14 protein-coding genes are annotated in these 12,323 nt (G+C 56.4%); 10 read left to right on the top strand and 4 right to left on the bottom strand.

The window, feature by feature from the left end; translation table 11 throughout:
* The first annotated feature begins 8 nt into the window (after positions 1-8).
* The 5 genes from xseB (at position 9) to IPI63_RS02790 (ending at position 3,811) form a co-directional block, all read left to right on the top strand.
* A complete protein-coding gene (xseB, locus tag IPI63_RS02810) occupies positions 9-218 on the top strand; it encodes an exodeoxyribonuclease VII small subunit (protein WP_214064558.1) in 210 nt (69 codons plus the stop codon).
* A 172-nt stretch (positions 219-390) separates the two neighbouring features.
* A complete protein-coding gene (gene trpB / locus IPI63_RS02805) occupies positions 391-1,572 on the top strand; it encodes a tryptophan synthase subunit beta (protein ID WP_366850852.1) in 1,182 nt (393 codons plus the stop codon).
* On the top strand, positions 1,559-2,335 hold the full coding sequence (gene trpA, locus IPI63_RS02800) for a tryptophan synthase subunit alpha (RefSeq protein ID WP_292476502.1): 777 nt from the start codon (positions 1,559-1,561) through the stop codon (positions 2,333-2,335). Before trpB ends, trpA begins: the two co-directional genes overlap by 14 nt.
* Entirely contained in the window at positions 2,332-2,979 is a 648-nt protein-coding gene (locus IPI63_RS02795) for an SGNH/GDSL hydrolase family protein (protein WP_214064560.1), read from the top strand. Before trpA ends, IPI63_RS02795 begins: the two co-directional genes overlap by 4 nt.
* Before the next feature lie 214 nt (positions 2,980-3,193).
* Positions 3,194-3,811, top strand: coding sequence for an SET domain-containing protein-lysine N-methyltransferase (locus IPI63_RS02790; protein ID WP_292476501.1), 618 nt, complete (start codon positions 3,194-3,196; stop codon positions 3,809-3,811).
* Between the two features lie 67 nt (positions 3,812-3,878).
* On the opposite strand, the gene IPI63_RS02785 is transcribed toward IPI63_RS02790, so the two are convergent.
* The 3 genes from IPI63_RS02785 to IPI63_RS02775 are packed head-to-tail and all read right to left on the bottom strand — an operon-like array spanning position 3,879 to position 7,201.
* Positions 3,879-4,976 carry a hypothetical protein gene (locus IPI63_RS02785; RefSeq protein ID WP_214064562.1) on the bottom strand — a complete coding sequence of 366 codons (1,098 nt, stop codon included), beginning with the start codon at positions 4,974-4,976 and terminating at the stop codon, positions 3,879-3,881.
* A 12-nt stretch (positions 4,977-4,988) separates the two neighbouring features.
* On the bottom strand, positions 4,989-6,749 hold the full coding sequence (locus IPI63_RS02780) for a ribosome biogenesis/translation initiation ATPase RLI (protein ID WP_292476499.1): 1,761 nt from the start codon (positions 6,747-6,749) through the stop codon (positions 4,989-4,991).
* 8 nt (positions 6,750-6,757) lie between these two features.
* Positions 6,758-7,201: a hypothetical protein gene (locus IPI63_RS02775; RefSeq protein WP_292476498.1), complete on the bottom strand. Its 444-nt coding sequence runs from the start codon at positions 7,199-7,201 to the stop codon at positions 6,758-6,760.
* An 87-nt stretch (positions 7,202-7,288) separates the two neighbouring features.
* Between IPI63_RS02775 and IPI63_RS02770 the strand changes: the two genes are divergently transcribed.
* The 5 genes from IPI63_RS02770 to IPI63_RS12850 all read left to right on the top strand — a co-directional run bounded on the left by IPI63_RS02770 (position 7,289) and on the right by IPI63_RS12850 (position 11,754).
* Entirely contained in the window at positions 7,289-7,741 is a 453-nt protein-coding gene (locus IPI63_RS02770; protein ID WP_292476497.1) for an NOB1 family endonuclease, read from the top strand.
* Complete coding sequence (locus IPI63_RS02765; RefSeq protein ID WP_214079978.1) at positions 7,738-8,355, top strand: orotate phosphoribosyltransferase-like protein; 618 nt, start codon at positions 7,738-7,740, stop codon at positions 8,353-8,355. The genes IPI63_RS02770 and IPI63_RS02765 overlap by 4 nt, the downstream gene beginning before the upstream one ends.
* Before the next feature lie 110 nt (positions 8,356-8,465).
* Complete coding sequence (gene alaS, locus IPI63_RS02760; protein ID WP_292476495.1) at positions 8,466-11,210, top strand: alanine--tRNA ligase; 2,745 nt, start codon at positions 8,466-8,468, stop codon at positions 11,208-11,210.
* 133 nt (positions 11,211-11,343) lie between these two features.
* Entirely contained in the window at positions 11,344-11,592 is a 249-nt protein-coding gene (locus IPI63_RS02755) for a DUF433 domain-containing protein (RefSeq protein WP_292476493.1), read from the top strand.
* Complete coding sequence (locus IPI63_RS12850) at positions 11,593-11,754, top strand: DUF5615 family PIN-like protein (protein WP_366850483.1); 162 nt, start codon at positions 11,593-11,595, stop codon at positions 11,752-11,754.
* Positions 11,755-12,066: 312 nt separating this feature from the next.
* Here the strand turns inward: IPI63_RS12850 and IPI63_RS02750 are convergent, their stop codons facing one another.
* Positions 12,067-12,282: a hypothetical protein gene (locus IPI63_RS02750; RefSeq protein ID WP_292476491.1), complete on the bottom strand. Its 216-nt coding sequence runs from the start codon at positions 12,280-12,282 to the stop codon at positions 12,067-12,069.
* Between the last annotated feature and the right edge of the window lie 41 nt (positions 12,283-12,323).

Below are 12,323 nucleotides of genomic sequence, written 5' to 3'. Positions count from 1 at the left end.
GGCGGAGAATGAAGGAGGAGGAAGTGGGACTGGAGGGAGCACTGGAGGAGCTGGAGAGAATAGTCGAGGAGCTGGAAGAGGGAAAGCTGAGCCTGGAGAGGAGCCTGGAGCTTTATGAGCGGGGGATGAGGCTGGTCCGGCTGTGCAACCTGCGGCTGGACGGCGCCCAGAGGAGGATCGAGTGCCTGACGGGAGAGATGCCCCCTGATCTGCTCTGAGCCTCCTCCCTCAGAGCGATACTGATTCCCCTTGCTCTCATCTCCGGCTCTCTCTCCGGCTCTCATCTTGGCAGGAGGCAAAGCTTAAATATGGCTATGAATGTACTTTTCTATACATCATAGTATTAATTCGTACATTAAAAAGCCCACAGGTGATTTATTGAGGAGTATGATGATCGAGGATTTCGCAGTCAAGTTCGGGAGGTATGGCGGCCTCTTCGTCCCCGAGACCCTGGTGGCTCCCCTGGCCGATCTCTCTTATGCCTATGATCAGCTTAAGGGGAGCGCCCAGTTTCAAGATGAGCTGAAAGCCCTCCAAAAGGACTTCGCCGGCCGGCCCACATCTCTTTACCCTGCCCCCAATCTCAGCCGGAGGCTAGGCTGCCAGGTCTATCTTAAGAGGGAGGACCTGATGCATGGCGGAGCCCATAAGCTAAACAACACCTTAGGCCAGGCCCTGGTGGCAAAGAGGATGGGCAAGAGCAGACTGATCGCCGAGACGGGGGCGGGCCAGCACGGTGTGGCCACGGCCATTGTGGGAGCAAAGCTGGGCTTTGAGACCCAGATCTATATGGGGGAGGTGGATATTGAGAGGCAGAAGATGAACGTCTACCGGATGGAGCTGATGGGGGCAGAGGTGATACCAGTCCGCTCCGGCTCCCGGACACTGAAGGATGCCATAAACGAGGCCCTGAGGGACTGGGCCTCAAGCTTTGAGCATACCCATTATCTCCTGGGGACTGCTGCCGGGGCCCATCCCTTCCCCACGATGGTGAGGGACTTTCAGAGCATTATCGGCCAGGAGACAAAAGAGCAGATCCTGGCAACGGAGGGCCGCCTGCCGGACAGCATCGCTGCCTGCGTGGGAGGGGGGAGCAATGCCATGGGCATCTTCGCCCCCTTCCTGGAGGAGGAGGTGAAGCTGATTGCTGTGGAGGCAGGAGGGCGGGGTCCGGGGATGAGCGAGAGGATGGCGGACAACGGCGCCTCCCTGGGCTACGGCACAGACGGAATACTGCATGGTGCCCTCACCAAGATCCTTCAGGACCCCTACGGCCAGATACTGGAGTCCTACTCTGTGGCTGCAGGCCTGGACTATCCCGGGGTGGGGCCGGAGCTGGCCTATCTGGCGGAGAAGGGCCGGGTCCTTCCCAGGCTGGCGGACGATAGGACCGCCCTGGAGGGATTTCGCGCCCTGTCCCGGCTGGAGGGGATAATCCCTGCTCTGGAGTCGGCTCATGCCATCGGCTATGCCCTGAAGGAGCCAGAATCACTGGGCGATCTGGCGATAATCAACCTCTCCGGACGGGGGGATAAGGATCTGGCCACGGTGATGGAGTATGAGAATCTCTGAGGCCTTCAAGAGCAGCCCCCTGCTGATCGTCTACCTCTGCTCTGGAGATCCCTCACCCGCTGCCACCCCGGAGCTGGTAAGGCGGGTGGTGCGGGCAGGAGCGGATATAATCGAGCTGGGCCTTCCTCACTCCGATCCCATAGCAGACGGGCCGACCATCCAGGCAGCAGCACAGAGGGCCATCGCCGCCGGGATGAACACCGATATCTATTTCCAGGTGGCAGCAGAGGTCAGTGTTCCTGTGCCCAAGGTCTTCATGGGCTACTACAATATGGTCTATGCCCGCGGCCTGGAGAGGTTCGTCCAGGACTGTCTCCTCTCGGGCATAACGGGCATGATCGTCCCCGACCTTCCCCCGGAGGAGGCCGCTCCCCTCAAGGCGGCCTGCAGCAGGCATGGCGTGGACCTGATCTATCTGGTGGCCTCCAATACCCCACCGGAGCGGCAGAGACTCCTCGCTGAAGAGACGGGCGGCTTCCTCTATCTGGTGGCCCGGCCTGGGGTGACGGGGGCGAGAAACGATCTGTTGCCCGATACCGGGGAGCTGATCCACCGGATGGCAGGAGATGTGCCCAAGGCGGTAGGCTTTGGTATCTCCACTCCTGGTCAGGCGGCTGAGGTCATCCGGGCTGGGGCCGATGCCGTTATTGTGGGATCGGTCTGCGTTGACCTGATAGCCCGGGGGAGGATCGAGGAGATGGAATCACTTGTGGCGGAGATGAAAAGGGCAGTGAAAGAGGCGGGACGGGAGAGGTTGTCATGAATGGGGAGCATCCAGGAGATGGGACGGGCGGCGAAGGGGGAAGGGGATGGGTGGAAAGGACACGGCGGGATCTGGAGGACGGGGCCGATGCTATCATCGTCTGCTTTGGCGACTCCATCACTGCCGGCTATGCCGTGCGGAGGGGATTTCCCTCCTTCTGGCAGGAGTTGCTCCGGCAGAGGTTCCCTGACTCAAAGATCGAGATGATCAACTCCGGCCTCTCCGGGGATACCAGCCTGGACGGCCTGGCCCGGCTGGACTGGGCGGTGCTCTCCTATGAGCCCGACCTGGTCACAATAAACTTCGGCATCAATGATTGCGTTTTGGGTCTGGGGCTGGAGGAGTTCGAGATAAACCTGGTGGAGATGGTCCGCCGCATCCGGGCTGGCCCAAACTCGGAGATCCTTCTCCTATCCTCCCAGCCCCTGGAGACCCCTCCCTATGACCGGATGGTGCTGGACTATTATCAGGCGGTGGAGAGGGTGGCTGAAGAGATGGACGCCGGATTTGTGGACGTCTATGCTGCCTGGATGAGAAGGGTGCAGGCCGGCGCTTCCCTGAGCTCTTTTATCCTGCCGGGCCTGGATCATCCCAATGAGGCGGGCTACAGGATCATCGCCGAGGAGCTGATGCGGCTCTTTTGATCCTGCAAGGCATCTTCTTTCTTTTGAAAATAGGGCCGCTTTTCCTCAAGATCGCATCCTATTCCCGGAGAGTGGCTCAGAGGGCGGGCCTTTGGGTTTCAGCACCGGTATCGGGCTGAGCTATATGCTGAAATCAGAAAAGAGCCGCACTCGACGCAGATCTGCAAAGGAGTTCATAAAAAAGTTCAATTACTATTAATGGCAATAGCGATCTATGTATTTAGTTAAAACCCATATACATGAGAGTGGTATAGAGGGGGACGGAGTCTTTGCCGGGGAGGATATCCCCCTGGGGACTATTGTATATTTCTTGAGAAAAAATTGTGCCTTCATCAGCTATGATGACTTTTTATCTATGTCTGAGGAGGAGAAGGATAAGACCATCAGGTATGGAGTGCAGGATGAGTCGGGCAATTGGCTGCTGGGGGATGGAGAAGAGAAGCTCAACCATAGCTGTGATGCCAACACCCTGAGCCTGTTTGTGGATGATGCCTATTGCGATATTGCCGTCAAGGACATATCTGAGGGAGAGGAGATCACAGGGGATTATAGTCTGTTCTACAGCTCTTTTCCCTATAGAATAGAATGCAATTGCAATGCATCAATCTGCCGGGGGGTGGTCACAGGTGGCTTGCAGGTTGACCTCCAGACCTATGATCGGTGGCGCAGGCGCATCTCAGAGGCAGTAGGCTGTATCTTTGCTGTCGAACAGAACCTATTCTCCCTTGAGGATGAGGAAGCCAGGAGGCTGACAGAAGCGATAAGATCTAAGTGCAGGCCAATGGTTTTTCCTTATGTCAAGTTCTCTTTAATCTCAGATGAATGCCCTTGATCTCAGATGGATGCCCTCGATCTCAGATGGATGCCTTCGACCTCATCAATATTCGGGAATGTCAGCATCAGCTGCCGGCTGTAGCCTCTCTTTTTTTGGTGCGGTTCTCCTGGCTCCGGCTGCCATTTGTCTCCTGAAGGATCATGTAGTTGAGAACCAAAAGCACGCAGATATTTCCGATCAGGCCCAGCAGGGCGGGAAGCTCTGCCCAGTAGAAGAGTATGACCTGCACTATGAATATCTGCACCAGGATGGCGCTTTTGAGCATCCGGTAGGCCTCCAGGCGGGAGCTTTTCATCTTCATGATGGCATAGATGACCATGGCGGAGGATAGAGTGGCTGCGCCCAGCCCGGCCAGATCGAAGAACGACAGGTCGGGAAATATGGCATACAAGCCCCTCTCCAGGTTGAGCCGGAGGTAGATGAGCAAGAGGTCGATGCCCAGGGTTAACAGGGACTGAAGGATGAAGAAGGCCATAACCGCTTTCACAAACCAGCTCTTCTTGACGAGCCTGCGGTAGTAACGGCGCAGGCGCTGCTTGGTGGCGGTGTAGATGTCGGCTTTGGGCAAGGGCACACTGTCGGTGCTCTGAAGGAGCTCCTGCAGGGCCCGGGTCATGGGATTGTCCTGGGGGCTCTCTCTCAGCAGAGCCAGGGCCTTTCTCCTCTCCAGGCGGTCCAGATCCTCCAAGACTGCCTCTTTTGCCAGCTCCAGGACATTTATCAGTCTCTCCTGCTCGGTGAGCTTCGGCTTTCTGATCAGGGTCTGAACTGCCAGGTATAATAAGACAAATACAATATAAATCAGAGCCACTGTGGGCTTGAAGAAATAATCGTTATCCCCGGTGATGAACTTGCCCAGCTCATCGATGAAAGCGCCAAATCCCAGGCCTCCGATCACCGCCACCAGGTAGTTTGCTGATTTATTGATGTAACCCAGATTGATGACCAGGGCGATCATCATGAGCACTCCGCCCAGGAGGACATGAGCGATATGGAGATTGCCCGGGCTGAGGCTGGGATATCCTGTCAGGGCGAGAAAGAAGCGTATTCCCAGGACGGAGCATACCGCCATGACCAAGAATATCTCCAGCAGCGTTCCCGCTTCCAGGTTGCGTATGAGATGGCGGTTGAACGGATTTATCCGCCGGAAGAATTCCCGCATCTTCCCGTCACTTCAGGCTTCTTCAATCTGATAGTAGTACTCTCCCTGCTCCTTTTGCATCCGGTCCAGCCTGGACTCAGGTTTATTGACCCTGGGCCTGCGGATCTCTTCGTCCCGCCGGAAGGTTATGCCTATCCCCTTGAGGAAGGCGTTCATCCCCTCGCGCATCTCCAGGGGGGTATGAGCCACGCCGAGGACTCCCGGAACGCCCTCGAAGACCATCAGACGCTCGGACATCAGGTCGATCAGATAGATGTCATGGTCCACCACCAGGACGGTCTTCTCAGAGGACTCAGCAAACCGGCGCATGACCTTGGCCGCTAGCATCCTCTGCTCTACATCCAGGTGAGCGGAGGGCTCATCCAGGAGATAGAGGTCTGCATCCCGGCTGAGGCAGGCGGTTATGGCCACCCTCTGCAGCTCTCCGCCGGAGAGCTCAGGGAGGGCCTTCTCCAAGAGGGGCCCGATGCCCATGGGCCCGAGGATCTCTGCCTGATAGTAGCTGCTATCAAATCCCTCTGTCACTCCCCGCAGCATCCCCTCCACAGTCATCTCTGTCTCTGCCTTCAGGTATTGGGGCTTATAGGATATCTTCAGCTGGCTCTCGAAGCTCCCGGTGGTGGGCTTTTCCACCCCTGCCAGGATCTTGATATAAGTTGTCTTTCCAATGCCATTGGGGCCCAAGATCCCCACCACCTCCCCCCGGCGAATGATCCCCGGCTCTGCCTCCAGGCGGAAGGAGGAGTACTGCATAGCAAAGGCATCATAGGCGATGAGGGAGGGGATATCCTTCTCTATCCGGGGGGCATGTACCTCGAAGTTGATGGCTGTATCGCGAAAGCGAACATTCTCCTCGGGCAGGTTGCCGCGAAGGTACTGGTTTATGCCCACCCGCACCCCTTTGGGCCTGGTTATCACTCCGTAGGCGCCGGGGGTGCCATAGATGAGATGGACGTTATCCGCCAGCAGGTCGAGGAGGGCTAGGTCGTGTTCTACCACCATCACCGCCTTATCCCGGGCCAGTCTCTGCAGTATGCGGGCGGAGTTGATTCGCTGATAGATATCAAGGTACGGGCTGATCTCATCGAAGAAATAAAAGTCTGCGTCCCTGGCGGCGGCAGCAGCAATGGCCACCCTCTGCAGCTCGCCGCCGCTGAGGCTGGAGATATCTCTTTCCATCAGCTTTGATATCCCCAAGCTCTCCATCAGCTCAGGGAGGGCTCCCCTCTCATCCGTCCTCTCCAGGAGGCCTGAGACAATGCCTGAATAGCTCTTCGGGATGCGATCAATGTACTGGGGTTTGTAGGAGGTCTTGATCCCTTTAGCGGCCACCTTCTTCAGATAATCTCCCAGGATGGAGCCGGAGAAGCGCTGGAAGACCTCCTCCCAGGAGGCAGCTTTGCCCAGGTTCGGCCGGAGGATGCCGGAGAGGATGGACACCGCTGTGCTCTTCCCTATGCCATTGGGGCCCAAGAGGCCGGTGACCCTTCCCTCGATCGGCACGGGCAGGCCGTAAAGGGCAAAGCCGTTCTGGCCGTATCTGTGAATTGGATCCTCCATCTCCTCTGGCAGGTTGATGATGGTGATCGCTCCAAAGGGGCATTTGTGCACGCATATGCCGCAGCCCACGCAGAGATTCTCAGTGATCTGGGGTTTGCCGTCCACAAAGACGATGGTCTCATCGCCCGTGCGGACGGGCGGGCAGAAGTATTCACACTCTTTGGAGCACTTTCTCGGTTGGCATCGATCGCGATTGATGATAGCTATCCTCATCTTCTACCTCAATTGAGAAGTATCGTCCAGGTGACCAGCCAGAGATCGACTGCAATGAACCCCACATAGAGCCAGTCCTTGGTCTTGAATCTGGCTGCATCTATCCCCATCAGGGGGTAGATGGCTCTCTGCACCAAAAAGGTGGCCAGAAGCACTGATAACAGTATAAAATGCCAGGGGTATTCGCCTATCTGCCAGGGGTATTCGCCCGTGCTGCTGGCCAGGTGATAGCATCCAAAGCCTGCCAGAACCCCCAGTGCGGCGGCGAAGACGGTCTTGACTATCCCATCATGCCGATCCTTTTTTCTCTCGGCAGCGCTCTTGGGCACGGGCCTTGGCGACTCCTTTCTCTCTTTAGGTTCCCTCTCCTTTTCTGTCACATTCTTTTCCCGCTGTGCCGCTGCCAGCCCTTGCTCATCCTTCCTGCGAGACTTCTTCTCCTTCTTGGCCATCGAAGTCTCTGACCGCATTATATGATAATAGCGTTTTGGTCCGGGAAAAGTCCAAGTACTATAACCTAGAATTGCAATTGCATGTGTATGACCGTAGCGGACGCTTCGGTGTTCATCTGGGGCAAGAGGCCCCAGGGGGAGTTGATAACCGTCCCCGCAGTAGAGGCGGAGCTCAAGGATATAAGAGCCAGGTCCAGGCTCCACATATATGATGCCCGGGTGGAGAGCCCCAGCTCAATGGCCTTGAAGGCAGCTCGGGGTGCAGCAGAAGAGACCGGGGACATTCGCTCACTCTCTGCTGCCGATCTGGAGGTCCTGGCCAAGGCGCTGGAGTTGAGGGCCACTCTCGCTACCGATGACTATGCTCTGCAAAATGTCGCCCTTCACCTCGGCCTGAAGATCGAGCCCATCGGCCAGCCCCGGATAAAGAAAAAGCGTAAATATATTCAAAGGTGCCAGGGCTGTGGTCGGAGATTTGAGGGGGAAGAATGTCCTGATTGCGGAACTCCTGCCGGAAAGAGGAAAAGGTGTATGAAATGAAAAACATTGAGACTTTGATGAAGAAGGCAGCTGAACTGAAGGCAGAAGGGCTGGTAGAAGGTCAGATCTCAGAGGAGCTGAACGTCTCCGAGGAGACAGTGACCTGGCTTTTGACCCATGCTGAGAAGGCGAGCACCGCACCCGGCCCCAAGGATATCTCTGTGGACTGGTCGGCCATTGGCCGGAGCGCCTTCAGGCTCAATCATATATCCGAGGCTATAGCCGATATCATCTATGAGACCCTGGAGGCGAATGAGAGCAGTGTGGATGTGGTGGTGGGAATCGCCCTCAGCGGCCTGCCCATAGCCAGCATGGTGGCCAATGACCTGTCAGCAGAGCTTGCAGTCTACACTCCCAGCAAGCAGATGATCGCCCAGGAGAACAAGAGGGCCAAGGGCAACCTTAGCTCCAACTTCTCCGATGTCCAGGAGAAGAACTGCATCATCATCGATGATGTGATCACCTCCGGCCACACTCTGGAGGAGGCGGTGGGGTATTTGGATGAGCATGGGGCCAAGATCAATGCCATCGCCGTCCTGATCGATAAGAAGGGCATTGACGAGGTGGCCGGAGTGCCTGTGGTCTCTCTTCTGAAGGTCATAAGAGTGAACTAGGAGCCAGGTGAGTCAGATGACTGAGTCTGTTCTGATGGCCAGCTAACCCTGGCCATTTGGAAAACCTTTTAGCAATCCTCGCCCTTCTTCCCGATAAAAGCTGATGCGCCATGTTCACAGAGGACGAATACCGATTGGACTTCTTCATCGAGGAAGGATTCCATCATAAGAACTGCAAAAGATGCGGCAAATTCTTCTGGACCAGGGATGAGAGCAGGGATACCTGTGGTGATCCTCCCTGCGATCCCTATACCTTTATCGGCTCACCCATATTCGAGCGCCAGTACAGTCTGGACGAGATGCGCGAGCATTATCTGGCCTTCTTCGAGGCCCGGGGACACACCCGCATCAAGAGATATCCTGTGGCGGCCCGCTGGCGGGATGACATCTATCTGACCATCGCTTCCATTGCCGATTTTCAGCCTTTTGTCACCTCAGGTCTGGTGCCACCTCCGGCCAACCCCCTGACCATCAGCCAGCCCTGCATCCGCCTGGACGACCTGGACTCTGTGGGGCGGAGCGGGAGGCATCTTACCACCTTTGAGATGATGGCCCATCATGCATTCAACACCCTGGAGAAGGAGATCTACTGGAAGGACCAGACGGTGCGACTCTGCGATCAACTTCTCATTGGCCTGGGGATGGATCCCTTGGCTGTGACCTATAAGGAGAACCCCTGGGCAGGCGGGGGCAATGCCGGTCCGAGTGTGGAGGTGATGGTGGGGGGCCTGGAGCTGGCCACACTGGTGTTCATGGATCTGGTGGCCACGCCCAATGGCCCTGTGGAGATCAAGGGCGAGCGCTATGAGAAGATGAAAAACTACATTGTCGATACCGGCTATGGCCTGGAGAGGTTTGTCTGGGCCTCCAATGGCGCTCCCACCATCTATGATGCCATATTCCCGGATCTGGTCAGGCAGGTGGCAGACCTGGCGGGCGTCGAGCACAACCTGGCCGATCCGGAGTATGCAGAGATCTTCGCTCAGAATGCCCGTCTGGCGGGGATGGTGGACCTGGACGAGCACTCGATGAGCGATCTGCGGGCGAAGATCGCCGCCACCATCGGCATCGATCCCCAGCGGCTGGAGAAGGCCATTTTACCCATGGAGAGGGTCTATGCGGTGGTCGATCACACCCGCTGCCTGGCCTATATGCTGGGCGACGGGATCATACCCTCCAATGTCAAGGGCGGCTACCTCTCCCGGCTGGTCATCCGGCGCACCCTCCGGCAGATGAGGGAGCTGGGACTGCATCTGCCCCTGGCGGATCTGGTGGAGCTGCAGATCTCCCGGCTGGATTATCCTGACTGGCGGGAGTCTTTCCCTACCATCAGGGAGATCTTAGATCAGGAGGAGCAGAAGTATGCTGAGACCCTGGAGAAGGGGATGAGGCTGGTCCGGAAGACGGCAGAGAGCTATCTGAAGAAAAAGGAGCCCGTGCCCCTGAGGGAGATGATAGCTCTTTATGATAGCCATGGCATCCCGCCGGAGATCGCTCGCGAGGCAGCAGTGCAGGCGGGGGCTGAGGTGGAGCTGCCGGACAACTTCTACTCTCTGGTCGCAAAAAAGCACATCCGGGCAGAGCCGGAGGAGGAGAAAAAGCCCCCCATACCGGGCAAGACGGAGCTGCTCTTCTATGAGAATCCCTTCGAGGAGGAGTTCGAGGCCCGGGTTTTGGATGTAGTGGAGGGGGCAGAGGGCGAGGGGGCGGTCATACTGGACAGGACCCTCCTTTATCCCGAGGGGGGAGGGCAGCCTGCCGATCACGGCACCCTGGAGAGGGATGGGCAGGTCTACAGGGTTGTGGATGTGCAGAAGTCGGGAGATGTGGTCCTGCATAAGCTGGCTCAGCCCGGCGGCCTGGCCAGGGGGGACCTGGTTCGGGGAAGGGTGGATATGCTCCGCCGGCTGGCTCATGCCCGCCATCATACAGCGACGCACCTGGTCCACGACTCGGCCAAACGCATCCTGGGCAAGCACATCTGGCAGGCGGGGGCGCAGAAGAGCGAGGAGCGGGCCCGGCTGGATATATCCCATTTCAAGAGGATCAGTGATGCCGAGCTTAAGGCCATAGAGCTGGAGGCCAATCGCAGGGTGATGGAGCTCACTCCTGTTGATACCCAGTTCCTCCCCCGCACTGAGGCGGAGAAGCTCTTCGGATTCGAGCTCTATCAGGGGGGGGTGCCCCCAGGCAAGCTCATCCGGGTGGTCAGGGTGGGAAGCGATATTGAGGCCTGCGCCGGGACTCACGTCACCAATACCGGCATGATCGGTATGATCAAGATCCTGCGGACGGAGAGGATTCAGGACGGGGTGGAGAGGATAGAGTTCGCTGCCGGCGAGGCGGCGGTGCGGGCTTGTCAGGCCAGGGATGACCTTCTGGCCAGAGCTGCAGGCATCCTGAGGGTGCCAAATGAGCAGCTCCCCAGGACTGCGGAGAGGTTCTTTGAGGAGTGGAAGAGCCAGCAGAAGGAGATCGAGCGGCTGAAGGAGGATCTGGCCACAGTGCGGCTGAAGACGCTGACGGCTGAGGCCGAAACAATCGACGGCCTGCGGGTTGTTGTGCAGAAGATGGGCAATGCGGATATCGATGAGCTGCTCAAGGCCGCGGCCCTGCTGGCGGAGGAGGACTGCGTGGCCCTGCTGGGCTCGAAGAGCGGAAAGCTGGTGGCGGCCGTTGGTCAGTCGGGCCTGGCCAAAGGCATCAAGGCGGGGAGCATAATCAAGGCCGCAGCCAGAGCCCTGGGCGGAGGCGGAGGCGGCAGGCCGGAGCTGGCTCAGGGCGGAGGGCCGGATACAGAGAGGCTGAAGGAGGCCCTGGCGGCGGGGAGGGAGGCGATCCGGGCCGGGGCCTGAATTTTTCTCTCTATCTCTTAAATTTTTTATCCCTCTCTGAATGCTCGCTGACCTTTCAGAGTTCTATGGCGGGCTTTCCGCCTCTTTCCCTTATCCTCATATTTATATCAAAAGAGCATCAAATAGCTTGTTTGTGAATAACGAAGATCTACTGGAAAGGATAACCATAAACTCCAAGATAATGGTGGGCAAACCAGTCATCAGAGGCACCAGGCTCACCGTGGAGTACATCCTGGGGCTTCTGGCTCATGGCATCAGCATGGAGGCAATTATGGAAGAATATCCCGGCCTGGTGAAGGACGATATCTTTGCCTGTCTCCTCTTTGCCTCCAAGACCCTCCAGGATGCATCCTTTGTTCCCCTCGGCGCTGAGGCCGTTTAGATGCGATTTCTGGTTGATGAGTGTGTGGGCCCTTCCGTCGTCCGCTGGCTGCGCGAAAATAATCATGATGCCTCTTCTGCTTACGAGGATTGCCGGGGTGGGAAGACGAACGCATCCTTGAAAAAGCCTGCACAGAAGGGGTATAGTAGTAACCATGGATAAGGATTTTGAACTAGATGGATTTTGCCATGATTTTATCTGCCTCTCCTATTCTCGATATTTTCATCTTTGGATCCATAAGATTCCAATAATCATACTTAGACGAGCATCAAGGATGAATTGGGTGAAAATTTTATCGGGAAAATTACGCCGTTTGCTACCTGTTATTTAATAAATTAAAGTTATAATACAATTTGATGTAAAAATTGGAAAGTGGAGAGGATATTCAATTATCGGAACTCTCCCAGCAAAAAAAGAAATACTTCTACCATTTTCCCCGTTCTCTAATTGTGACCTTAACCGATGGCCAACGAACTATATTATCCCTAAGAACGATAATATAATATAAATAACTACACAGAAAGCTATAAGGTTGGCAATTGTTTCAAAAGCCCCACTATTATAACTAGTGTTATTGGTCTCATGTTTTCCATACTTCTGCGCCCAGTGGCCAGGGTCATAGGCTTCTCTATATTCATCATATTCTTCTTCAGTCATTTCTTCTTCAGTCATTTCTCTCAACCTTGGCATATCAATCAAAATGGGTTTTTAGATTTCGAAAAGGCTTTGGC

This window comes from Methanothrix sp. (genome assembly GCF_016706325.1).
Lineage (GTDB): Archaea > Halobacteriota > Methanosarcinia > Methanotrichales > Methanotrichaceae > Methanothrix.
The sequence above is the reverse complement of the archived record's forward strand: the minus strand, read 5'-3'. Positions and strand labels throughout refer to the sequence as shown.